This is a genomic window from Streptomyces sp. NPDC056144 (assembly GCF_042264145.1).
Lineage (GTDB): Bacteria > Actinomycetota > Actinomycetes > Streptomycetales > Streptomycetaceae > Streptomyces.
In genome coordinates, this window is record NZ_JBHJVF010000006.1 from 143,576 (window position 1) to 167,926 (window position 24,351).

At 71.6% G+C, this 24,351-nt stretch carries 18 protein-coding genes; 13 read left to right on the forward strand and 5 right to left on the reverse strand.

Going from position 1 to position 24,351, the window contains the following annotated elements; translation table 11 throughout:
• The first annotated feature begins 77 nt into the window (after positions 1-77).
• The 8 genes from ACFC0Z_RS20020 (at position 78) to ACFC0Z_RS20055 (ending at position 9,676) form a co-directional block, all read left to right on the forward strand.
• Positions 78-512, forward strand: a complete 435-nt coding sequence (locus ACFC0Z_RS20020; protein WP_376439521.1) for an ATP-binding protein — start codon at positions 78-80, stop codon at positions 510-512.
• Positions 513-753: 241 nt separating this feature from the next.
• Complete coding sequence (locus tag ACFC0Z_RS20025) at positions 754-2,412, forward strand: hypothetical protein (RefSeq protein ID WP_376439523.1); 1,659 nt, start codon at positions 754-756, stop codon at positions 2,410-2,412.
• A gap of 46 nt (positions 2,413-2,458) precedes the next feature.
• On the forward strand, positions 2,459-2,773 hold the full coding sequence (locus ACFC0Z_RS20030) for a hypothetical protein (protein ID WP_376439526.1): 315 nt from the start codon (positions 2,459-2,461) through the stop codon (positions 2,771-2,773).
• Positions 2,774-2,833: 60 nt separating this feature from the next.
• A complete protein-coding gene (locus ACFC0Z_RS20035; RefSeq protein WP_376439529.1) occupies positions 2,834-3,457 on the forward strand; it encodes a pyridoxamine 5'-phosphate oxidase family protein in 624 nt (207 codons plus the stop codon).
• A gap of 55 nt (positions 3,458-3,512) precedes the next feature.
• Positions 3,513-4,004, forward strand: a complete 492-nt coding sequence (locus ACFC0Z_RS20040; RefSeq protein WP_376439532.1) for an SseB family protein — start codon at positions 3,513-3,515, stop codon at positions 4,002-4,004.
• The gene (locus ACFC0Z_RS20045) at positions 4,001-4,648 is read left to right on the forward strand and encodes a hypothetical protein (protein WP_376439534.1); all 648 of its coding nucleotides are present in this window, start codon (positions 4,001-4,003) and stop codon (positions 4,646-4,648) included. Before ACFC0Z_RS20040 ends, ACFC0Z_RS20045 begins: the two co-directional genes overlap by 4 nt.
• Entirely contained in the window at positions 4,648-9,339 is a 4,692-nt protein-coding gene (locus ACFC0Z_RS20050; RefSeq protein WP_376439537.1) for a putative T7SS-secreted protein, read from the forward strand. Before ACFC0Z_RS20045 ends, ACFC0Z_RS20050 begins: the two co-directional genes overlap by 1 nt.
• A gap of 49 nt (positions 9,340-9,388) precedes the next feature.
• Positions 9,389-9,676, forward strand: a complete 288-nt coding sequence (locus ACFC0Z_RS20055) for a hypothetical protein (protein WP_376439540.1) — start codon at positions 9,389-9,391, stop codon at positions 9,674-9,676.
• Positions 9,677-9,737: 61 nt separating this feature from the next.
• On the opposite strand, the gene aspS is transcribed toward ACFC0Z_RS20055, so the two are convergent.
• Entirely contained in the window at positions 9,738-11,558 is a 1,821-nt protein-coding gene (gene aspS / locus ACFC0Z_RS20060) for an aspartate--tRNA ligase (RefSeq protein ID WP_376439541.1), read from the reverse strand.
• 170 nt (positions 11,559-11,728) lie between these two features.
• Between aspS and ACFC0Z_RS20065 the strand changes: the two genes are divergently transcribed.
• Positions 11,729-13,840, forward strand: coding sequence for a SpoIIE family protein phosphatase (locus ACFC0Z_RS20065; protein WP_376439544.1), 2,112 nt, complete (start codon positions 11,729-11,731; stop codon positions 13,838-13,840).
• A 91-nt stretch (positions 13,841-13,931) separates the two neighbouring features.
• Complete coding sequence (locus tag ACFC0Z_RS20070) at positions 13,932-14,750, forward strand: MBL fold metallo-hydrolase (protein ID WP_376440299.1); 819 nt, start codon at positions 13,932-13,934, stop codon at positions 14,748-14,750.
• A gap of 15 nt (positions 14,751-14,765) precedes the next feature.
• Here the strand turns inward: ACFC0Z_RS20070 and ACFC0Z_RS20075 are convergent, their stop codons facing one another.
• The 3 genes from ACFC0Z_RS20075 to ACFC0Z_RS20085 form a co-directional block, all read right to left on the reverse strand.
• Positions 14,766-15,809, reverse strand: a complete 1,044-nt coding sequence (locus ACFC0Z_RS20075; RefSeq protein WP_376440302.1) for an AI-2E family transporter — start codon at positions 15,807-15,809, stop codon at positions 14,766-14,768.
• Between the two features lie 164 nt (positions 15,810-15,973).
• Positions 15,974-16,936: a pirin family protein gene (locus ACFC0Z_RS20080; RefSeq protein WP_376439547.1), complete on the reverse strand. Its 963-nt coding sequence runs from the start codon at positions 16,934-16,936 to the stop codon at positions 15,974-15,976.
• 149 nt (positions 16,937-17,085) lie between these two features.
• A complete protein-coding gene (locus ACFC0Z_RS20085) occupies positions 17,086-17,613 on the reverse strand; it encodes an SseB family protein (RefSeq protein WP_376439550.1) in 528 nt (175 codons plus the stop codon).
• A gap of 155 nt (positions 17,614-17,768) precedes the next feature.
• Between ACFC0Z_RS20085 and ACFC0Z_RS20090 the strand changes: the two genes are divergently transcribed.
• Together ACFC0Z_RS20090 and ACFC0Z_RS20095 are read left to right on the forward strand one after the other, a co-directional pair.
• Positions 17,769-19,598: an acyl-CoA dehydrogenase gene (locus ACFC0Z_RS20090; protein WP_376439552.1), complete on the forward strand. Its 1,830-nt coding sequence runs from the start codon at positions 17,769-17,771 to the stop codon at positions 19,596-19,598.
• Positions 19,599-19,722: 124 nt separating this feature from the next.
• Positions 19,723-21,030 (forward strand): M18 family aminopeptidase, encoded by a 1,308-nt coding sequence (locus ACFC0Z_RS20095; RefSeq protein ID WP_376439555.1) that lies wholly within the window; start codon positions 19,723-19,725, stop codon positions 21,028-21,030.
• 36 nt (positions 21,031-21,066) lie between these two features.
• Here the strand turns inward: ACFC0Z_RS20095 and ACFC0Z_RS20100 are convergent, their stop codons facing one another.
• Positions 21,067-22,866 carry an NHL domain-containing thioredoxin family protein gene (locus tag ACFC0Z_RS20100; RefSeq protein ID WP_376439558.1) on the reverse strand — a complete coding sequence of 600 codons (1,800 nt, stop codon included), beginning with the start codon at positions 22,864-22,866 and terminating at the stop codon, positions 21,067-21,069.
• Between the two features lie 140 nt (positions 22,867-23,006).
• Here ACFC0Z_RS20100 and ACFC0Z_RS20105 point away from each other — a divergent pair, with 140 nt between their 5' ends.
• Entirely contained in the window at positions 23,007-24,350 is a 1,344-nt protein-coding gene (locus ACFC0Z_RS20105) for a hypothetical protein (protein ID WP_376439560.1), read from the forward strand.
• Position 24,351 lies beyond the last annotated feature (1 nt).

Here is a 24,351-nt window from a genome sequence, read left to right on the forward strand (position 1 = left end):
GACAAGCGCCGGACAGTCGCCCTACGCAACGGCGAAGTCACTGTTCACGGTAGTGCGGCGCGGCCAGGCTCGGCGGCGTGAACGAGAAGAACACCACCATCCAACTACCGCCGCACTCAGACCACTTCATGGTCCTGCTCTCCTCCACGCCACGAGGCGCGCGTCTCGCCCGGCTGCTCGCGGGGGAATGGCTGAGGGCACGGGAACTGCCGTGCGGAGTCGTCGAGTCGACCGAACAAGTGGTCGCCGAGCTGGCCCTGAACGCGACGACACACGGCCGGGTCCCCGGACGGGACTTCCGGCTGGAGCTCCTCGTGGACGCCGACACGGTGCGGGTCGAGGTGACGGACACCAGGGGCGCGGACCTCCCGCGCGTCACGCCTCCCTCGCCCGAACGCGAGTCCGGGAGGGGGCTGCTCCTGGTGGGGGCGCTCGCGGACAGGTGGGGCGTGGAGACCGGCCCCGTACCGAGGAAGACCGTGTGGGCGGAGCTCGCCTTCCCACGCCCCTGACCAGCACGAACGGCACACCCACCGGATCTCGGTTTTCTGCGTTCCGGTGGGCCGGTCGACCTCCCCAAGGACGACGAGAGAGAAACCCCACCAGACCCCACCGGTCCTCCCCTATTGGCCGTAGTTGGCCAATGTGTCCCTCGATGGGGTGAACGGGGGCGGTTGTCGGGATATTGCGCTCTGCGGCACGGATGATCGGTGGTGGCAGTGGAGTTCGATGCGATCAGGGGAGGGGTGTCCGGTGGCGCGCAAGCGTGGCAGGAGGCGTGAACTGCGGTTCATCGCGGCCCCGTTCACGGTTGCCGCGCCCACCGGGGCTCGTATCCGGGACCGGCTGCGGGTGACAGCGGGTGAGGCGGAGGTGCTGCGGCTGGTCGGCGAGCTGTTGGGCCGCCATCAGCGGGCCGATCTCGCGAAGCGTGTCGGCATCGGGCGGGTGAAGGCCAGGGACAATCGGCGGGCGGAGCGAAAGAGACAGCTCACCGCCGTGTCGTCGTCGCGGTGGGCGGGGGCGATGACCCGCGCGTCGGAGGACCAGTACCAGCTGTCCTTGCGGTGCCTGTCCGATGAGCGTGCTTCTCTCCGCCGGGCTGTCCGCGCCATCGAGAAGCGGCTCGCGGTGCCGTGCGGACAGCGCAACGGCAAGGTCCGGGGCTATGCGGACCAGGCCGAACGCTGGTCCAAGCAGCGCCGCCTCGCGATGCTCAGAACTCGCCTGGTCGACGTGAAGGCCCGCATGGAAGGTGGCCGGCCGGCCATCGTGGCCGGTGGCAGACGGCTGACCAAGGTGCGGCACAACCTCGCCGCCGCCGGACTCACCGAGGTGGAGTGGCGGCATCGGTGGGAAGCTACCCGCCTGTTCCTGACCGCTGACGGCGAGTCGGGGGCCCCGTACGGCAATTACACGATCACCGTCACCCCGGAGACGGGCGAGGTGTCGATCGTCCTGCCCGAGCCGCTGCGGCATCTGGCGAACGCCCCCAGGGGCCGGTACCGACTCACGTGCGCGGTCGCCTTCTCGCACCGGCGGGAGGAGTGGCTCGACCGGACCACCGTGAACCGGGCCGTCCGCTACGACATCGTGCACGACCCGGTGCGCGGCCGGTGGTACCTCGACGCCTCCTGGTCCGCCGAGACCGCTGTACTGCCCACGCCGGAAGAACTCCGACAGGCCGGCCAACGCCTGCTCGGTGTCGACCTCAACGCCGACCACCTCGCCGCCTACGTCCTCGACCCGCACGGCAACCCCATCGGTAAACCGCGCACCGTCCCCATCGCGGCGAGCGGGCCCACGTCCCAGCGGGACGGACGCCTGCGCGCCGCGATCTCCGAACTGATCCACATCGCCCGCGACCATCACTGCGCGGGCATCGCGATCGAGAACCTCGGCTTCGACGACGCCCGCGCCACCGGCCGCGAGACCATGGGACGCGGCAAGCGCGGCAAGACGTTCCGCCGCACCGTCGCCGCCATTCCCACCGGGCGGTTCCGCGAGCGGCTGCGCTCGATGGCCTTCCACGCCGGGCTGCTCGTGATCGCGGTCGACCCCGCCTACACCAGCGCCTGGGGCGAGCGGTACTGGAAGACCCCGCTCCAGCAGACCAACCGACAGACCACCGTCACCCGGCACCACGGTGCCTCGGTGGCCATTGGACGACGCGCCCTCGGGTACCGGGCACGGCGACGGCCAGGTGTGACCGCCCACGACCGGAGGATCGTGGCGCGGAGAGCTACCGGCCAGGCCGCACCCATACCCAGGGCCCGTGGGACCGCGAGCCCACCCAGGACAGCGAGCACGCCCACCACGGGCGGCAAGACTCGACCGAGCCACAGTGACCAACTCGCGCTGTTCCCCGATCCCGAACACCGTTCGCGGGGTCGCCGGATTAGTCCGGTTTGATGCGAGTCGGCCAGCAGTGGCCAACATCGCTAAGAACGGTTGGCATATGACCGACCGCAGACATAAGTCAGCCCCCGCCGGGACGCCATCCCAGGGCGAGGGCCTGACCACTAAGGCCTACCTCTCCAAGGAACTCCGGGACGAGGGCCGCGCCGAGGGCCGTGCCCAGGGCCGCGTCGAAGGCCGCGCCCAGGCCGGCGCCGAAGCCATACTGCTGGTCCTCGAACAGCGCGGGCTCGACGTCCCCGACGACGTCCGGAACCGCATCACCAGCTGCACCGACGCCGACCTCCTGCGCACGTGGCTCACCCGCTCCGTCACCGCGGCCTCCGCCGAAGAGACCTTCGACCTCGAGGCCTGACGGCCACCGACCCGGCCACTCCTTAGACAAGCGAAGGGTTTAGCCGCATAATCCTTAGACATGGGAAAGACTTACGAACGCATCGACGGCCGTCTCCGGACCTTCATCGAGCAGCAGCCGATCTTCTTCACCGCGACCGCGCCGCTGGACGGCGACGGAACGGTCAACCTCTCCCCCAAGGGCCTCAAGGGCTCCTTCGCCGTTCTCGACGAACAGCGCATCGCCTACCTCGACTTCGCGGGAAGCACCTCGGAGACCGTCGCGCACCTGCGGGAGAACGGCCGCATCACCGTCATGTGGTGCGCCTTCCAGGGCCCGCCGAACATCGTGCGCGTCCACGGTCGCGGTGAGCCCGTCTTCCGCGACGACGAGCGGTTCGCCGAACTGCTCGCGCACTTCCCCGACATCGACCCCACGCTCCACGGCCTCCGCGCGATCATCGTGGTCACCGCCGACCTCGTCCGCGACTCCTGCGGCTACGGCGTCCCCTTCATGTCGTACGACGAGGACCGCGACCTCCACGGCAAGCGCTTCGCCCGCGAGGACGACGCCTCCCTGAGCGCCTACTTCGCGAAGAAGGACCACATAGCCCAGAGCATGGACGGCCTCCCGGGCCTCCCCCTCCCCCTGCCGCCCCTCCCCGAGCCGGCTCCCTCGGCTCCCTCGGCCCCGTCGGCGACCTGACGGAATCCCTCCGCGCGCGTCGCTCACGCGTACGACCGCGTGCCAGCATGCCGGGGTGGACGCGACCCGGGACGACACGACGGTGCCTCACTCTCCGCTGCGGTTAGAGGACCTGGCCGGGCCTCCCGAGACCGAAGCGTCCCCGCCACCGCCGTCCGAATCCGCCGATCCCACAGCCGGTGCCCGTCGCGCGTTCGCCCGTCTGCTCGGTGAGTTCCGGCGTACCGCCGTCCTCGTCCCCTTCGACGACACCGGCAGCCTCTGGACCACCGACTTCGGCGGAGTCCGGTGGATCTGCGCGTTCTCGGACGAGGCGGCGCTGGCCCGGTTCGCGGGCGCGCGAGGGGAGGCCGGGCGGGAATGGACGTACCGGACCGTCCTCGGCGCCCGCCTCCTCGACGTGATGGTGCCGATGCTGCCCGGCCCGGGCGGGGTCGCCCTCGACGCGGGCAGCACGGACGGCGCGCTCTTCCCGCCCGTCGCGGGGATCGTGCCCGCCGCGGCGGCGGTGGACCTCGGCGCCGACGAGGCCCGGGAGGGGCGATGAGCGGGAACGATCCCGATCTCGCCGCCCCGTCGGACGCGCTCGCGGCGATAGCCAAGGGCCTGGACCTGGCCCACTCCGAACTGAAGGATCTCGGCCTGATCGGCCAGGCGTCGATGGGCCGGGGCTTCTCCGACCTCGCCCTGTCCGGAGTCGAGTTGGGCCACGGGGGTCTGACCGAGGCCTTCACGACCTTCTGCGACCGGTGGGAGTGGGGCGTGCGGTCGCTGACGTTGCGCGGGAACCAATTCGCGCAGGACGTCGGCCTGTCCGCGGGCTCCTTCGCGGAACAGGAGCGGTACATCAAGGACACGATCAAGATCGGCGTGAACTCGGTCAACGGCAACCCGCACCTGTCCGAGGACGAGGTGAAGGAGATGCGCTGGGAGACCGTCCGCGACCAGCACACCTGGGACGGCGCCGGCCTCGACGCCCGCGATCTGCTCGAAGCCCGGAACGAGGTCGAGCAGACCTGGAACAACACCGGTTACGACGTGGCGGATTCGGCGCTGGACGCGATGGAAAGCTCGGGGCAGATCAGCCCCGAGGAGCGTCGGCTGATGGACGAGCGCCTCCGCGAGGAGTTCCGGCCCGACCAGGAGACCGTCGAACAGGCCGAGCAGCCGCGCTGGGGGGAGAACGGCTGATGGTGGACTGGGGCGGGCTGGTCGACAAGGGGATCGACAAGATCGGCGAAGGCGTCGACGCGGGCAAACGGGCGGTCGGCGAAGGCGTCGACTACCTCACGGACAAGACCGGCCAGGGCCTCGACAGCCTCGGCGCGCACGACTGGGCGGACGCGGTCGAGGACTGGGGGGACGGGGCCGCGTCCTCGCTCGGCGCGGAGATCGGCGAGAAGCAGCTCGGGCAGACCGAGGACGCCGACGAGCTCGTCCACGGCAAGCCGGAGAAGATCGCCGAAGCGGTGGCGAACCTCCGGGACTTCCACCGCGCGTTCGACCTCGTCGGCACCGGGCTGAGAAAGCTGGACGCCGGTCACTGGAAGGGCGAGGCGGCCGACGCCTTCCGGGCGAAGTTCCACGCCCTGCCGACCGACTGGCTGCACGCCGCCGACGCGATGGAATCCGCCGCCAGGGCCCTGGAGACGTACTCCTCGGCCGTCGTCACCGCCCAGGGCAGGGCCCGCGAGGCGATCGCCCTGTACAAGGAGGGCGACCAGGCCACCAAGGACGCGGTCGACACGTACAACCGGAAGGTCGACGCGTACAACGCGGCGCGCACCGGCGCGAACCCCCTGCCCGACCCGGGGACGTTCTCGGACCCCGGCCTGGCGCGGCGGCAGCGCGCGCACGACATGCTGGGCGACGCGCGCCGGGCGCGCGACGAGGCCGCCGAGACCGCGAAGGCGGCGGTCGCCGCCGCGCTGGCGCACGCTCCCCGGGAGCCCACGGGCCGGGAGCGGCTCCAGCTGGACATGCTCGACTCGGCCGCCGGCCAGGGCGTGGAACTCGTCCACTTCGGCGGCGGCGTCGTCAAGGGAGCGGCCGGCCTGGTCAACTTCGTCCGCTCGGTCAACCCGACCGACGTGTACAACCTGACCCACCCCGTGGACTACTACAAGGGCGTCAACATGACGCTCGCCGGGCTGGTGTCGACGGTGGCGAACCCGGACCGGGCACTGAAGAACGCCTGGGACGCGGCGAAGGGCGACCCGGCGGAGTTCCTCGGCCGGCTGGTGCCGGAGCTGATCGGCACGAAGGGCACCGGGCTCGCGCGCACGGGCCTCCGCACCGCGCTCCGGGACGTCACCAAGCAGCTGCCGGAGGGCACGAAGCCCGGTACGGGAAAGCCCGGTACGGGAAAGCCGGGCACGGGAAAGCCCGGCGGGACCCGCGCCGACCAGGAGAAGAACCCCGCGAGCAACGGCAAGCGCTGCGGCGAGACGGCGTGCAAGCAGGACCCCGTCGACATCGCGACCGGCCGCATGCTGCTGCCGCAGACCGACATCACGCTGCCCGGCGCGCTTCCCCTCGTCTTCCGCCGCACGCACGACTCCTCGCGCCGCTCGGGCCGCTGGTTCGGCCCGACGTGGTCGTCGACGGTGGACCAGCGTCTGGAGATCGACTCCGAGGGCGTCGTCCTCAACTGCGACGAGGGCAGCCTGCTCGCCTATCCGCACCCGGCGCCGGGCGTCCCGGTCCTGCCGGCCCACGGGCGGCCGTGGCCGCTGGACCGGGTCGAGGACGGCTACACGGTCACCGACCCCGGCACCCGCACGGTCAGGCACTTCGTCGACCACGGCGACGGCCTCGCGCTCCTCGCGCAGATCGACGACCGCAACGGCCGCCGGATCACTTTCGCGTACGACGAGGCCGGTGCGCCGACGGCGATCGTCCACGACGGCGGCTACCACCTGAAACTCACCACGAGCGAGGGCCGGGTCACCGCGCTCCACCTCGCGGGAGCGGCGGCGGACGGATCGGACCAGGAGATCCTGCGGTACGGCTACACCGACGGCCACCTGACGGAGGTCACCAACTCCTCCGGCCGCCCGCTCCGCTTCGGCTGCGACGAGCAGGGCCGTATCACCTCGTGGACGGACACGAACGGCAGCCGCTTCGACTACGTCTACGACGACCAGGACCGCTGCACCTACCAGTCGGGGGCGAACGGCCACCTCGCCTCGACCTTCACCTGGGACGACGTCGACCCCACGACCGGGCTCCGCGTCACCACCCTCACCACGGGCGCCGGGCACACCGAACGGCACCTGATCAACGACCTCTCCCAGGTCGTCGCCGAGATCGACGCGCTCGGCGCGGTCACCCGCCGCACGTACGACCGCGACCACCGTCCGCTGTCCCGGATCGACCCCCTGGGCCGGGTCAGCCGCACCACGTACGACGACGACGGCCGTCCGACGGTGTTCGAGCGCCCGGACGGGCGGCAGGTCCGTGTCGCGTACGACGCCGAGCACGGCCTCCCGGTACGGATCACCGGCACCGACGGCACGGTCACCCACCAGACGTTCGACGAACGCGGCAACCGCACGTCGGTGACGGCCCCCTCGGGCGCGCGGACGGAGTTCGCGTACGACGAGCGGGGCGGCCTCACGTCCGTCACGGACCCGCTCGGGGCGACGACGCGCCTGACCCTGGACGCGCACGGCCTGCCGCTGTCGGTGACCGATCCGCTCGGGGCGACGACCCGGTACGCGTACGACGCCTTCGGCCGAACGATCCGGGTCACCGACGCCCTCGGCGCGGAGACCCGCCTGGAGTGGACCGTCGAGGGCAGGCCGTCGCGCCGCACCGCCCCCGACGGGACGGTGGAATCCTGGACGTACGACGGCGAGGGCAACTGCCTCAGCCATACGGACGCGGGCGGAGCCACGACCCGCTTCACGTACACCGACTTCGACCTGCTGACCTCGCGCACGGGTCCGGACGGCGCCCGGTACGCCTTCGCCCACGACGCGGACCTGCGCCTGACCCGGGTGACGGCGCCGGGGGGCCTGACCTGGGACTACGCCTACGACCCGGCGGGCCGGCTCGTCACCGAGACGGACTTCGACGACCGGACGCTGAGCTACGCGTACGACGGGGCGGGCGGGCTCCGCTCCCGTACCAACGGCATCGGCGAAACGATCCGCTACGACCGCGACGACCTCGGCCGGATCGTCCGCAAGGACGCCGAGGGCGCGGTCACGACGTACGAGTACGACGTCTTCGACCAGCTGTCCTCGGCGACCGGGCCCGACACGACGCTGTCCCGCCTCCGGGACCGCCACGGCCGGCTCGTCTCCGAGACGGTCAACGGCCGGACGCTGACGTTCACGCACGACGCGGTGGGGCGGCGGACCGGCCGGACCACGCCGGGCGGAGCGACGAGCACGTGGGCGTACGACGCGGCGGGCCGCCGCACGGAGCTGACGTCCTCGGGCCGGACACTGACGTTCGCGTACGACGAGCTGGGCCGCGAGACGGACCGCGAGGTAGCCGGATTCGCGGCCCTGAGCTCCGCGTACGACGAGCTGGGCCGCCTCACCGACCAGGAGGTCACGGGCGGTCCGGACCGCCGCCGCCTGCAACACCGCGCGTACACCTACCGCGCCGACGGCGGCCTCGTCGGCATCACCGACGCGCTCACCGGCGCCCGCCGCTTCGACCTGGACGGGGCGGGCCGGGTGACGGCCGTCCACGCGCGGGACTGGACGGAGCGGTACGCGTACGACGCGTCCGGCAACCAGACGGAGGCGTCCTGGCCGGCCACGCACCCGTCCCACGCGTCGACAGGCGCACGCGCCTACCAGGGCACCCGCCTCACGCACGCGGGCACGGTCCGCTACGAACACGACGCCCAGGGCCGGACCATCCTGCGCCAGAAGACCCGCCTCTCCCGCAAGCCGGACACCTGGCGGTACGAGTGGGACGCGGAAGACCGCCTGACGTCGGTGACGACACCGGACGGCACGCGGTGGCGGTACGCGTACGACCCCCTGGGCCGGCGCGTCTCCAAACAATCGCCCCTCGAAACCGTCCACTTCACGTGGGACGGCACGACCCTCTGCGAACAGACGACGGACACCGTCACCCTCACCTGGGACCACGCGGGCCTGCGCCCCCTGGCCCAGACGGAACGCCGCACCACCGCCGACTCCACGGACGACCGCTTCTTCGCCATCGTCACGGACCTGATCGGCACTCCGACGGAACTGGTCGACGAGTCGGGCGAGTTGGCCTGGCGAACCCGCACGACCCTCTGGGGCACCACGACATGGACCCGCGACGCGACGACGTACACCCCCCTGCGCTTCCCGGGCCAGTACTTCGACCCGGAATCGGGCCTGCACTACAACCACTTCCGCTACTACGACCCAGAACCGGCCCGCTACCTCACCCAGGACCCCTTGGGCCTGACCCCGGCCCCGAACCCGTCGACGTACGTCCACAATCCGCACACGTGGAGCGATCCGCTGGGGCTGGCTCCGGACGGCTGCCCCTCCCGGAAGGAAAACGGTGGATGGGACCTTCGGGACCGGAACCCGCTCGACGTTGTCCCACCAGACGCCGAGATGCGGCATCTGACTCCGGACTCCAACGGCGGGGCACAGAAGGGCGTCGAGTACAAGTGGACCGACCCAGTCACCGGAAATGTGGTCCGACTGCGAGTTCACGATGCAGACGGCACGGCACCTGCTGGATCGAACGCAGCCAACGGGGACGTGTACCGAATCTCCATCGGCGGCCGCTATCAAGACGAGGAGGGCACGCTCTACCATCGCAACGTCCACAAGCCGGCAAGCCCTCACTACGATGCGGACGCCGCGAACAACACCCATATTCCATGGCCGAGCAGATATCCACTTCCCTACTGATTCGCGAGGCGGCCTCATGCCTATTCCTCCTGCTCGACTCCTCGAACTCGTGCGAGACATCACGGCCGCCGATACAGAGATCCGCCGACTGGCAGCAGACCAGGTGACAGACCTGGTATCTGCCTACTCCCTGGCTGACGGCCGGATCCTCGCAGGTGTACTCGCCTCCAGTGCGGCGTGCGAGAAGGATCCGGCCACTCTGGAAGCCCAACTGAACGCAATCATCCAGCTGGGTTCACTGGTCGAGCCGGAAATGGTGGCGGTCCTGCGAACGCTTGACGCAGACAGCCTTCCCGGAGCACTCGGCGAATACGTGGAGGACATTCTCGAAGGCTGAAGCAACCGAAAGGGCCCGGGATCCAGAGTGGATCCCGGGCCCTTCGGCGTACGGCTACGACTTACCGCGCCGCGTCCGGGTGGACCGACGTCGTGACGTCCGCCGTCGGCTCGGCGGTCTTCTTCTCGACCGGCTTGCGGAGCTGGATGTTGAGCTCGCGGAGGCGGGACTCGTCCAGTTCGTGCGGGGCGCCCATCAGGAGGTCCTGGGCGTTGCCGTTGAGCGGGAAGGCGATCGTCTCGCGGATGTTCGGCTCGTCCGCGAGGAGCATGACGATGCGGTCGACGCCCGGGGCGATGCCGCCGTGCGGCGGGGCGCCGTACTCGAAGGCGCGGAGCATGCCGGCGAACTCGGTCTCGACGGTCTCGCGGGTGTAGCCCGCGATCTCGAACGCCTTGAACATGATCTCGGGCTCGTGGTTCCGGATCGCGCCCGAGGAGAGCTCGATGCCGTTGCACACGATGTCGTACTGCCAGCCGAGGACGTCCAGCGGGTCCTGGGTCTCCAGGGCCTCCAGGCCGCCCTGCGGCATGGAGAACGGGTTGTGGGAGAAGTCCAGCTTGCCGGTCTCCTCGTCCCGCTCGTACATCGGGAAGTCCACGATCCACGCGAAGCGGAACACGTTCTCCTCGAACTGGCCGGCGCGCTTGGCGGCCTCGACCCGGACCGGGCCCATGATCTTGGAGACCTCGTCGAACTCGCCCGCGCCGAAGAAGACCGCGTGGCCGGGCTCCAGGCCGAGGCGCTCGGCGAGGACCTTGACGTTCTCCTCGGTGAGGAACTTGGCGATGGGGCCGGTGAGGGCGTTCTCCTCGCCGACGCGGACCCAGGCCAGGCCCTTCGCGCCGAGGGAGACCGCGAAGTCGCCGAGGCCGTCGAAGAACTTGCGCGGCTGGTCGCCGGTGTTCGGGACGGCGAGCGCGCGGACGTGCTTGCCGGCGAAGGCCTTGAACTCGGAGTTCTCGAAGACGTCGGAGATGTCGACGAGTTCGAGGGAGGTGCGCAGGTCGGGCTTGTCGTTGCCGTACTTCAGCATCGACTCGCGGAACGGGATCCGCGGGAACGGCGAGGTGACCGGGCGGCCGCCGCCGAACTCCGTGAAGATCTCCGTCATGAGCTTCTCGATGGGCTGGAAGACGTCTTCCTGCTCGACGAAGCTCATCTCGACGTCGAGCTGGTAGAACTCGCCCGGCGAGCGGTCGGCGCGCGCGTCCTCGTCGCGGAAGCAGGGCGCGATCTGGAAGTAGCGGTCGAAGCCGGAGATCATCAGCAGCTGCTTGAACTGCTGCGGCGCCTGCGGCAGCGCGTAGAACTTGCCCGGGTTCAGGCGGGACGGGACGACGAAGTCGCGGGCGCCCTCGGGGGAGGTCGCGGCGAGGATCGGGGTCGCCATCTCGTTGAAGCCGAGGGCCACCATCTTGCTGCGGATGGAGGCGATGACCGCCGAGCGCAGCATGATGTTGCGGTGCATGCGCTCGCGGCGCAGGTCGAGGAAGCGGTACTCCAGACGGCGCTCCTCGTTCACGCCGTCGTCGGCGTTGACCGTGAAGGGGATCTGCTTGGCCGCGCCCAGGACCTCGACCTCGACGGCCTCGATCTCGATCTCGCCGGTGGCGAGCTCGGGGTTCACGTTCTCGGCGCCGCGCGAGACGACCTTGCCGTCGACGCGGACGACGGTCTCCTTCGTCAGCTTGTCGAGGACCTCGGCCGCGGCGGTGCCGGGGCGGGCGACGAGCTGCGTGATGCCGTAGTGGTCGCGCAGATCGATGAAGAGGATGCCGCCCAGGTCGCGCCGATTGTGCAGCCAGCCGCTCAGCCGGACGTCGGTGCCGACGTCAGAGGAGCGGAGCTCGCCGCAGGTGTGGGACCTGTACCGATGCATCGTCGTTCATCCAGTCTTTGGGAGCTTGGTTTACGTCGTCACCCAGGGTACCGGCCGCCTTCCGATCCCTCCTCTGATACCTCTGCGATCCCTCCTCCGACACCTCTTCGCATACGCTCAGTGGCGACCCGATGTGGCGGCTGCTTATCCGATATTCATAAAGTGGGGCAATGCGCACCGAGGACGTCCTGGCCGCCATCGCGACCGGCCTGTGGCGCTGGGACAACGCCTCCGGAATCGTCTCGCTCGACGCGGAGGCGGCCCGGCTCCTCGGCCTGCCCGCGGAGGCCGTGCAGGTCACGGAGGCCCAGGTCAGGTCCCGTTTTCATCCCGTCGACTGGAACGAGATCGACGGCGTCGTCCATCTGGCCGTCGCCGAGGACACTCTCGCCGAGGCCCGGCTGCGGATCATGGACGAGCAGGGCCGGGTCGTCCGTACCGTACGGAGCAGGTCCAAGCCGCTGATCGAGGGCGACGACTACCAGCTCGTCGGCACCATCCAGGAGGTCGCCGAGCAGCAGCCCGGCACCGCCGCGCACACCCCCATCACCGGCGACTGGCGCCGCTCCCGCGAGGCGTTCCTCCTCGACGCGGGCCGCGCGCTCGCCGAGGCCCGCTCCACGGCCGAGGTCCTGCGGGTCGCCGCCTCCCTCTCCATGCCCGGCTTCTCCCCCGACGGGCTCGCCGTCTTCGGCGTCGCCGGCGACCGGCTGACCGTCATCGGCCACCACGGCCACAGCCAGGGCGACGAGGGCCCGTTCTCGTCGATGTCCCTCGACACGGACTACCCGGCCGCCGAGGTCGTGCGGACCGGCCGCGCGATCTACCTGCCGACGCCGGAGGAGTACGTCCGCCGCTTCCCCACCACCTGGCCGCTCGCCCAGCGCTTCGGCCGCCGCTCCTGGGCGTTCGTGCCGCTGGTCGTCGCCGGCCGCACGATGGGCGCCTGGATGGCCGCCTTCAAGCACCCGGTCGCCTTCACCCCCGACGAGCGCTCGGTGCTCACGACGGTCGCGCGGATGCTCGCGCAGGCCCTCGCACGCGCGGGCGTGGCCGAGTCGGAGCGCGAGCTGTCCCTCGGTCTCCAGCGGACGATGATGCCGGTCCTCGGCCCCGGCATCCAGGTCGCCGCCCGGTACGTGCCCACCGGCGGCGGTCTCCAGGTCGGCGGCGACTGGTACGACATGATCCGGCTGCCCGGCGGGACCTCCCGCGGCGGCGGGCGTGCCCCGTCCCGTATCGCCCTCGTCATCGGCGACGTGCAGGGCCACGACGTCCGTGCCGCGGGCCTCATGGGCCAGCTGCGGATCGCCCTGCGCGCGTACGCCTCCGAGGGCCACCGGCCCGACGCCGTCCTCGCGCGCGCCTCCCGCTTCCTGTACGAGATCACCGACGGCGACGACGGGGACGACGGCACGGCCTACGGCGGCCCGCGGTTCGCGACCTGCCTGTACCTGGAGGTCGACCTGGAGACGGGCACGGTCGACATCGCGCGCGCGGGGCATCCCGATCCGGCGGTGCGGATGAACGACGGAACGGTTCTCCTGAGGCCCACGGCCGGCGGCCTGCCCCTCGGCATCGACCCCGAGGGCGACTACCCGACCACCCGGCTCACCCTGGAGCCCGGCGACACCCTCATGATCTGCACCGACGGCCTCCTGGAGACCGGCGGGCACGACCTCGACAGCGGCTGGGAGCGGGTCAAGCAGCTCCTGGAGTCCCATGACGGCGAGGACCTGGAGACGCTCGCCGACACCCTCGTCGAGGCCGTCCACGGCCCCGGCTCGCACCACACGACCGGCCCGCTCGCCGACCGCCGCGAGGACGACATCGCCGTCCTGCTGCTCTCCCGGCGCCCGGCCGGGCCCGTGGTGGAGGCCCCGCGGCGGACGCTGATGACCATCGCGCAGGCGGAGCCGGAGCGGATCGCCGAGGCGCGCGAGCAGCTGCGGCAGCTGCTGCACGACTGGGTGGACGAGGACCAGCTCGACTCGGCGGTCCTCATGGTCTCGGAGATGACGACGAACGTCCTCGTCCACACCGACGGCGACGCGCTCCTCGTCGCCGAGGTCGCCTGCGTGGCACCGGGGCGGCGGCGGCTGCGCGTGGAGGTCTCCGACACGAGCGACGAGCTGCCGCACAAGCGGCACCCGGGCGAGATGGCGTCGAGCGGACGCGGGCTCGTGCTGATGGAGATGCTGGCGGACGCGTGGGGCGTGGACCCGCGGGGCGAGGGCAAGTCGATCTGGTTCGAGCTGAACGAGAACCTCGGCACCGCCTGACGGGCGGCCTCCCGCGACCCGGAGGAGACTGGTGAGGTACGCCGTCACGGGTACGGGCACGGTCGCCGGGGGGACCACGGAGCGGTACGCCATGGACACCCACAAGGTCGGCAGTGACACCACCGTCCTGGCCGACAGCCTCCCGATCCCCGGGATCGGCCACATCCCCGTCAACGCCTACGTCCTGACCGCCGCCGAACCCGTGGTCGTCGACACCGGGCTCTCCGTCGAGGACCGCGACTTCGTCGCCTCGCTCGGCGAGGTCATGGACCCGGCGGACGTCCGCTGGATCTGGCTCACCCACCCGGACCGCGACCACACGGGCGGCATCTTCGACCTGCTCGACGCGGCGCCACGCGCGCGCGTGGTCACCACGTTCCTCGGCTTCGGCATCATGACGACGGAACGCGCGCTGCCGATGGACCGGGTGTACTTCCTCAACCCGGGGCAGTCCCTCGACGTCGGCGACCGCACCCTGCACGCCTTCCGGCCGCCGCTCTTCGACAATCCGGCCACCGTCGGCTTCTACGACGACCGCACGCGGATCTGCTTCAGCTCCGACTGCTTCGGCGGTCCGATGCCGAGCGCCGAGATCGCGGAGAGCGGGCACGCGAGCGACCTCAAGCCGGAGGAGCTGCGGCAGGCACAGCTGCTGTGGGCGGCGATCGACAGCCCGTGGGTGCACGTCGTCGACCCGGAGAAGTACCGCGCGACGATCGCGCCGCTCAGGGAGATGAACCCGGAGATCGTGCTGTGCACGCACCTGCCGCCGGCGGTGCGGATGACGGACCGGATGCTGGAGACGATCGCGGGGGCCCCGGACGCCGACCCGTTCGTCGGCCCCGACCAGGCGGCCCTGGAACAGCTCCTGGCGTCCTTCGAGCCGTCGGGCGGGATGGCGCCCGCCTGACGCGTACGGGGTGACTCAGCCCGCTTCCGGTACGGCCCCGGTGCCGCCGGTCCCGCCCGCGGCCTCCGCCTCCTCCGCCGCGCGCGCCTTGAACCGCGCCCGCAGCTCGCTGAGGATGCCCGTGGCGGCGGCCGTCAGCGGGACGGCGAGGAGCATGCCGAGGATGCCCGCGACCGAGGCGCCGGCCGTGATCGCCAGCATGACGGCGGCCGGGTGCATCTGGACGGTCTTGCTCTGCACGAGCGGCTGGAGGACGTTGCCCTCCAGCATCTGGACGGCGAGGACGACGCCGAGCACCCACAGCGCGATGACGAAGCCCCGGTCGGCGAGGGCGACGAGGACGGCGACGGCGCCGGAGAGGAAGGCGCCGAGGTACGGGATGTAGGCGGTGACGAAGACCAGCGCGGCGAGCCCGACCGCGCCGGGCACCTCCAGGACGAGCAGGCCGAGGCCGATGATGACGGCGTCGACGAGGGCGACGAAGGTCGTCCCGCGCATGTACCCCTCGACGGCCTCGTAGGCCCGGCGGGCCATGGCCTCCGCGGTGTCGCCGATGGCCTGGGGGGCGACGGAGCGCAGGGCGCCGGCGGCCCGGTCGGAGTCCTTGAGGAAGAAGAAGATGAGGAGCAGGGCGAGGACGGCGGTGGCCGCCATCTGGGCGACGACGCTCAGTCCGCTGATCACCCCGGAGGCGGCGGTGCCGCCGAAGCGCTTGAGGAGGCTCTCGGCGTTCTTGGCGACGTCGTCGAGGGAGGTACCGGCCGCGCCGAAGTGCTCGGCGATGTCGGAGGCGGCCTGCCGCAGCGAGTCGACGATCTGCGCGCCCGTGTCGATGAGCGCGGCGGTGACGATGTACCCGGCTCCGCCGACGACCGCGACGACGGCGGCGACGGTGAGCGCGGCGGCGAGCCCGCGGCGCACCTTCATGCGGAGCAGGCGTCGGTGGAGCGGCCCGAGGAGGGCGGTGCCGAGGATCGCCAGGAGGACGGGGGTGACCGCCGTCTGGAAGATGATGCACAGCCAGATGCCGACCGCCGCGACGCCCGCGGCGAGCAGCATGACGACGCACCAGGCGGCGAAGCGGCGGGCGGGTTCGGGGAGGAGCGGCTGGCTGGTGGTCTGCACCCGACCAGACGACCACGCCGGTGCGTTTATCGGTGCGCGACACGCCCGTCGGCGTGCCGCGCACCGCGCCCGTCAGCGTGCCGCGCGCCGCGCGGTTCCTACTCGCCCATTCCGTGCACGGCCGGGATCGTCCCGAGGCGGCCGGCCTGGAAGTCCTCGAAGGCCTGGCGCAGTTCGGCCTGGGTGTTCATGACGAACGGGCCGTAGTGGGCCATGGGCTCGCGGATCGGCTGTCCGCCGAGGAGGACGACCTCCAGGTCCGGCGTGTTGCCGTCCTGCTTCTCGTCGGCGCGGACGGTGAGCGAGCCGCCCTTGCCGAAGACGGCGGTCTGGCCGAGGTGGATCGGCCGGCGCTCGGCGCCGACGGTGCCGCGGCCGGCCATGACGTACGCGAGACCGTTGAAGTCCTCGCGCCAGGGCAGGGTGATCTCGGCGCCCGGGCGGAGGGTGGCGTGGATCATCGTGATGGGCGTGTGGGTGATGCCGGGGCCCTCGTGGCCGTCGAGCTCGCCCGCGATGACGCGGAGCAGCGCGCCGCCGTCGGGGGAGGTGAGCAGCTGGACCTGGCCGCCGCGGATGTCCTGGTAGCGGGGGGCCATCATCTTGTCGGCGGCGGGGAGGTTCACCCACAGCTGGAGGCCGTGGAAGAGTCCGCCGCTGACGACGAGGGACTCCGGCGGGGCCTCGATGTGGAGGAGGCCGGAGCCGGCGGTCATCCACTGGGTGTCGCCGTTGGTGATGGTGCCGCCGCCGCCCTGGGAGTCCTGGTGGTCGAAGATCCCGTCGATGATGTAGGTGACGGTCTCGAAGCCGCGGTGGGGGTGCCAGGGCGTGCCCTTGGGCTCCCCGGGGGCGTACTCCACCTCTCCCATCTGGTCCATCATGATGAACGGGTCGAGGTACTGGTAGTTGACCCCGGCGAACGCGCGGCGGACCGGGAAGCCCTCGCCCTCGAAGCCGGTGGGGGCCGTGGTGACGGCCAGCACGGGGCGGGCGACGGCGTCGGCCTGGGCGGCGACGCGCGGCAGGGTGAGCGGGTTCTCGACAGTCACGGCGGGCATGACCGGCCTCCTTGGTGCGACCTGGGACGACGACCTCGTCTGACGACCTTGTACGTCCACTTTAGTTGAACGCTGAACTTTCTGCCACCTGGAACGCGGAACGCCCGGGAGGAATTCCTCCCGGGCGCCCTCATGCGTACCCGCTCCGCTCAGCCGTACATCCGCCGCATCGCGTAGTCGACCATCTGCTCCACGGCCTTCGCGTCGAAGACCATGCGGTGGTCGCCCTCCATGTCGAGGACGAAGCCGTAGCCCGTCGGGAGCAGGTCGATCACCTCGGCGCCGGTGATGACGAAGTACTTCGACTCCTTGCCCGCGTACCGCCGCAGCTCCTTGAGCGAGGTGAACATCGGGATGACCGGCTGCTGGGTGTTGTGCAGCGCGAGGAAGCCGGGGTTGTCGCCGCGCGGGCAGTAGACCTTCGAGGTCGCGAAGATCTGCTGGAAGTCCTCGGGCGCGAGCGTCCCGGTCGTGAAGGCGCGCACGGCGTCGGCGAGGGACGGCGGGGACGGCTCCGGGTAGAGCGGCTGCTGCGGCGGCTGGCCGTACCCGCCTTGCATGCCCCCCGGCATCCCGCCCTGCATGCCGCCCTGCATGCCGCCCTGGGGCGCGTACTGCCCCTGCGGAGGCGGCGCGTACTGCTGCTGGGCACCCGGATTCTGCTCGTAGCCGTACATGGGCCACGAGCCTACTGGGTCACCGACTGCGTCACAGATGACCCGAAAGGGGTTGCCCTTATTACCGGTGGGTAGCATCATCGGAGAGAGCGTTTTGCTACTCGCTGGTACGTGTACGAGGAACCTGCCTCCCCGAGCCTTACGGAGCCGTCGCCATGGGGCACTACAAGTCGAATCTCCGCGACATCGAGTTCAACCTCTTCGAGGTGCTCGGCCGCGACAAGGTGTACGGCACCGGTCCGTTCGAGGAGATGGACGTCGAGACCGCGAAGAGCATCCTCGACGAGATCCGCCGACTCGCCGAGAACGAGCTCGCGGAGTCCTTCGCCGACGCCGACCGCAACCCGCCGGTCTTCGACCCCGAGACCAACACCGCCCCGGTCCCGGCCTCCTTCAAGAAGTCCTACAAGGCCTTCATGGACTCGGAGTACTGGCGTCTCGGCATCCCCGAGGGCATCGGCGGCACGACCTCCCCGCGCTCCCTCGTCTGGGCCTACGCGGAACTCCTCCTCGGCTCGAACCCGGCCATCTGGATGTACTCCTCCGGCCCGGCCTTCGCCGGCGTCCTCTACAACGAGGGCAACGAGGCGCAGAAGAAGATCGCCCAGATCGCCGTCGAGAAGCGCTGGGGCTCCACCATGGTCCTCACCGAGCCCGACGCGGGCTCGGACGTCGGCGCCGGCCGCACCAAGGCCGTCCAGCAGGAGGACGGCTCCTGGCACATCGAGGGCGTCAAGCGCTTCATCACGTCCGGTGAGCACGACATGGAGGAGAACATCCTCCACTACGTCCTCGCCCGCCCCGAGGGCGCCGGCCCCGGCACCAAGGGCCTCTCCCTCTTCCTGGTCCCGAAGTACGAGTTCGACTGGGAGACCGGCGAGCTGGGCGCGCGCAACGGCGTGTACGCGACGAACGTCGAGCACAAGATGGGCCTCAAGGCCTCCAACACCTGCGAGATGACCTTCGGCGACCAGCACCCCGCCAAGGGCTGGCTCATCGGCGACAAGCACGAGGGCATCCGTCAGATGTTCCTCATCATCGAGTTCGCCCGCATGATGGTCGGCACGAAGGCGATCTCCACCCTCTCCACGGGCTACCTCAACGCCCTGGAGTACGCCAAGGAGCGCGTCCAGGGCACCGACCTGGCCAACTTCATGGACAAGGCCGCCCCGAAGGTCACCATCACGCACCACCCCGACGTCCGCCGCTCGCTCATGACGCAGAAGGCGTACGCCGAGGGCATGCGCTCCCTCGTCCTCTACACGGCCTCCGTGCAGGACGAGATCGCGATCAAGGAAGCGGCCGGCGAGGACGTGAAGGCCCTGCACGGCCTGAACGACCTGCTGCTCCCGATCGTGAAGGGCTACGGCTCCGAGAAGGGCTACGAGCAGCTCGCGCAGTCGCTCCAGACCTTCGGCGGCTCCGGCTTCCTGCAGGAGTACCCGATCGAGCAGTACATCCGGGACGCCAAGATCGACACCCTCTACGAGGGCACCACGGCCATCCAGGGCCAGGACTTCTTCTTCCGCAAGATCGTCCGCGACCAGGGCGCCTCCCTGAACGCGCTGTCCGAGGAGATCAAGAAGTTCCTCGCGGTCGGCACCGGCGGCGAGGAGCTGTCCGTCGCCCGCGACGCGCTCGCCAAGGCGGCCGTCGACCTGGAGGCGATCGTCGGCACGATGATCACGGACCTCACCGCCACCGGCGAGGACGTCCGCAACATCTACAAGGTCGGCCTCAACACCACCCGCCTGCTGCTCGCCTCCGGCGACGTCGTCGTCGGCTACCTGCTGCTGCGCGGCGCGGCCGTCGCCGCCGAGAAGCTGGCCGCGGGCGCCACCGGCAAGGACGTCCCCTTCTACCAGGGCAAGATCGCGGCCGCGAAGTTCTTCGCCGCCAACGTCCTGCCCGGCGTCGGCGCCGAGCGCGCCCTGGCCGAGGCCGTCGACGGCTCGGTGATGGACCTGGACGAGGCCGCGTTCTAAGCGTCCACGGACGCACGCGCCTCGATCCGCCAGACGAACGGCTCGCTCCCGGGGAGGGGGGCGGGCCGTTTGCGCTGTCCGGGCGCACCGACCGCCCTCGTACGCCTCTGATTAAGGTGATCCCATGAGCAGCGCAGCTTCCCGCCCCACGGCCGGCCCCTTCGACCGAGGTCACACCGATGACCTGATGTCCTTCCTGACGGCTTCCCCGTCGGCGTACCACGCGGTGGCGAACGCCGCCGAGCGCCTGGAGAAGGCCGGATTCCGCCGCGTCGAGGAGACGGCGGCCTGGGACGGGACGTCCGGCGGGAAGTTCCTGACGCGCGGCGGCGCGATCATCGCCTGGTACGTCCCCGAGGGCGCGAGCGCCCACACCCCGTACCGCATCGTCGGCGCGCACACCGACTCCCCCAACCTGCGCGTGAAGCCCCGCCCCGACATGGGCACGCAGGGCTGGCGCCAGGTCGCCGTCGAGATCTACGGCGGAACCCTCCTCAACACCTGGCTCGACCGCGACCTCGGCCTCGCCGGCCGCCTGACCCTCCGCGACGGCAGCCACCGCCTGGTCAACGTCGACCGGCCGCTGCTGCGCGTCCCGCAGCTCGCGATCCACCTGGACCGGTCCGCCAACGACGGCCTGAAGCTGGAGCGCCAGCGCCACATGCAGCCCGTGTGGGGCCTCGGCGACGTCCACGAGGGCGACCTGATCGAGTTCGTCGCGGGCGAGGCGGGCGTCGACCCCGAGGACGTCTCCGGCTGGGACCTGATGGTCCACGCCGTCGAGGCCCCGGCCTACCTGGGCCGCGACCGCGAGCTCCTCGCGGGCCCGCGCATGGACAACCTGCTCTCCGTCCACGCCGGTGTCGCCGCGCTCGCCTCCCTCGCGGGCCGCGACGACCTCCCGTACATCCCGGTCCTCGCCGCCTTCGACCACGAGGAGAACGGCTCGGAGGCCGACACCGGCGCCCAGGGCCCGCTGCTCGGCAACGTCCTGGAGCGCTCGGTCTACGCCCGCGGCGGCTCGTACGAGGACCGGGCCCGCGCCTACGCCGGCACGATCTGCCTCTCCTCCGACACGGGCCACGCCGTGCACCCCAACTACGCGGAGCGCCACGACCCGACGCACCACCCGCGCGTCAACGGCGGCCCGATCCTCAAGGTCAACGTCAACCAGCGCTACGCCACCGACGGCAGCGGCCGGGCCGTCTTCGCCGCCGCCTGCGAGAAGGCGGGCGTGCCGTGGCAGTCGTTCGTCTCCAACAACGACATGCCCTGCGGCACCACGATCGGCCCGATCACGGCCGCCCGCCACGGCATCCAGACGGTCGACATCGGCGTCGCGATCCTCTCGATGCACAGCGCCCGTGAGCTCTGCGGCTCCGACGACCCGTACCTCCTGGCGAACGCCCTGGTGGCGTTCCTGGAGGGCTGACCCCCTCCAGGAACGACCCTCTCCAGGAACGGCCCCTTACGGGGTGGCGTCCATTCCGGCGAGGATCAGCGGGAGGCGGGCCGTGCCCGTCTCCGTGATCCTCACCGGGACGCCCCAGTCCTGCTGGTGGACGTGGCAGGCGGGGTACTCGTTGGCGGGGTCGTCGTCGCAGGACGCGGCCATCGCCGACACGTGCAGCACGCCTTCGGTGAGCTCGGGGTTGAGCTCCAGCTCGCGGAAGAGGTCCGTCCCGGTCCCCTCCCCGCCGACGAGCAGCTCGGGCGGGGTGGCGGAGACGAGCAGCCGGGTCGAGGGCCCGTACCGGTCGTCGAGCTTCTGCCCGGTCGGGGCCTGGAAGACGACGTCGAGGCGGAGGCGGCCGGGGGCGACCTCGGTGGCCTCGCGCTGGGTGCGGTACGCGGCGGACTCGACCTGGACGGCCTCCTCGGGAAGCCGGAGCCGGGTCAGCCGGTGGCGGGCCGACTCGACGACCACGATGTCGTCGCCGACGAGCACGGCGTCGCTCGGCTCGCGCAGGTCGGTCGCGAGGGTGGTGACCTCGCCGGTGGCGGGGTCGTAGCGGCGCAGGGCGTGGTTGTACGTGTCGGAGACCGCCACCGAGCCGTCCGGGAGGGCGGTGACGCCCAGCGGGTGCTGGAGCAGGGCCTGACCGGCCGCGCCGTCGCGGTGACCGAAGTCGAAGAGGCCGGTGCCGACGGCGGTGTGGACGGTGCCGTCCGTGTCGATCCAGCGGACGGCGCTGGTCTCGGAGTCGGCGATCCACAGCCGGTCCTCGGTCGCGGCGAGCCCGGAGGGCTGCGCGAACCAGGCCTCGGCGGCGGGCCCGTCGACGAGCCCCTCGTTGGTCGTGCCGGCGGCGACCTCGACGGTCCCGCTCCCGGGGTCGTACGTCCACAGCTGGTGGACACCGGCCATCGCGATCCACACCCTGCCCTGCCACCAGGCCACGTCCCACGGCGAGGACAGGTCCACGTCGAGGGCGGGGCCGGAGGTCGGGGACCCCTGCCACCACTGCTTCCCGGTGCCGGCGACGCGGGTGATCTCCCCGGTCTCCGGGTCGTACGTCCGCAGGGAGTGGTTCACCGTGTCGGCGACCACGATCCGCCCGTCGGGCAGCTGCGCGAGCCCCTGCGGCTCCCGGAAGACGCCCTCGCCGATCCGTCGCACGACGGTCTCGCCGTCGGCGGCCAGCTCGACGAGCGTGTGGCGGGTGGTGTCGGAGACGAGGAAGTTGCCGGTGGGCAGCAGGACCGCCTTGCCGGGGAAGCGGAGGTCGGTGGCGACGGGCTCCGGCGGCACGTACGGCCCGTCCCCGCGCCGCAGCGTCCCCTTGGCCTCGTGCTCGGCCTCCAGCTCCTCGACGAGCGTCCGGATCGCGTTGGCGTGCCCCTCACCGGCGTGCTGCGCGACGACGTACCCCTCGGGGTCGATCACGACCAGCGTCGGCCACGCCCGCACCGCGTACTGCTTCCAGGTCGCGAGCTCCGGGTCGTCGAGGACGGGGTGGTGCACCTCGTACCGCTCGACGGCGTCCACGACGGCCTGGTGCTCCGCCTCGTGCACGAACTTCGGCGAGTGCACGCCGACGATGACGAGCGTGTCCCGGTGCTTCTCCTCCAGGTCGCGCAGCTCGTCGAGGACGTGCAGGCAGTTCACGCAGCAGAAGGTCCAGAAGTCGAGCAGGACGATCTTCCCTCGCAGGTCGGCGAGGGTCAGGTCGTCTCCTCCCGTGTTCAGCCAGCCGCCCTTGCCGATCAGTTCGGGGGCACGGACACGGGCGCGGCGCGGAGTGGGCGCGGATGCGGAGTCGGTCATGGGTCAAGGGTGCCGTACGGGTGGAATGCGTGGGCCGGGTGGGGAGGGGGAGCGTGTTGGCGCGGGGCCGCGGGGAGGAGGGTGGTCAGCATGCCCGCATGACGATTGCGGGCAGATCTTCCGACTATTACTCCCGTGGAGTGGCATCCGTCGCCGTGGGACTCGCGGCCGTCGGGCTCGCGGCCGGGGGCGCCGTCCTGCCCCCGTCCGCCGTCGCGGGCGGGGTCGGGGACTCCGCCCTGAAGGTCGTCGTCACCGTCAACGGGCGCGCGGACAGCGCCACCCGGCCGCCCGCCGTACGGGTCGGGGCGGAGGTCGTGAAGCGGTACCGGCTCCTCAACCGCGGCGAGGCCCATCTGTACGGGGTCCGGGTCGTCGATCCCGCGGTGCCCCGGGGGGCCGTGCGCTGCGCCGGACGCACGCTCGCCGCGCTCGGGGACCTGGTGTGCGTCGCCCGGTTCCGGGCCCTGGGCGGGGAGCACCGGGCCCCGGTACGGGCGGAGGGGGAGGTCCCTTCGCTGCGGCGGCGGGTCAAGGCGACCACCACGAGCGGGTACGCGGGGGTCCTCGGCGGGCTGCGGCTCTCCGAGCGGGTCGTGGTGGCGGGAGGCGCCCGGAGCGGCGGGTCGGGCCGGGGGGCCCGGAGCGCGGGGGTCGCCACCGTCACCTACACCGTGACCAACCTCGGGAACCGGGGCGTGCACCGCGTCCGCGTCGAGGACGCCGCGCTGAAGGTCGCCGCGTCCTGCGGCGGCACCGGCCGGGTCGTCCCGCTGCTCGCCCCCGGCGCCTCCGCCCGGTGCACCGCGACCGTGCGGCGGCCCTACGGGACCCATCGCAGCACGGGGGTCGCCTCCGGCAGCGACCGCGTCCGGACGTACGGGGCCGGGGGGCAGGCGCTGCCCGCGCCCACCCTGACCGCCCGGTCCTCGGCCGTGTTCACCCTCGTGGGGCCTCCGCCGCCCCGGCCGGCCCCCGCCCCCGTCCCCGCACGGCCCGGGCCCCCGAGGCCGGGGCTTCCCGGTGCTCCCGGGGGTCGGGCGGTGCCCGGGCAGCCGGCCGTTCCGGGGACGGCCGCTGCGGGGACGGCCGTTCCCGGGGGCGGGGCGGTCGCCCCTGCGGCCCCTGCGGCCCCGGCGGCCGGGGTGGCGGGTGCGCCGGCGGTCCCCGGCGTCGCGGGTGTCGCCGGTGGGGCGGTGGTCGCGGGGCCCGGGGCGGCCGGGGCGATGGAGCCTCCCGTCGCAAGCGCCGTACAGGCCGCGCCGCTTCCCGTACCGGAGAAGAGGGAGACCACCGTGCCCCCGCCGGTCGGCCGGGAACGGGAGGCCGCGCGGCGGGCCGCCGCGCTCGACGACGAGGGGTTCCTCGGACGGCTGCGACGGCGGAGCCAGGAGGGGCGGGAGCTCGGCGTCGTCGTCATCCTGCTGCTCATCCTCATCCCCGCGGCCATCGCCGCTGCCCTTCTCGGCAACCGGCGGAGCTGAC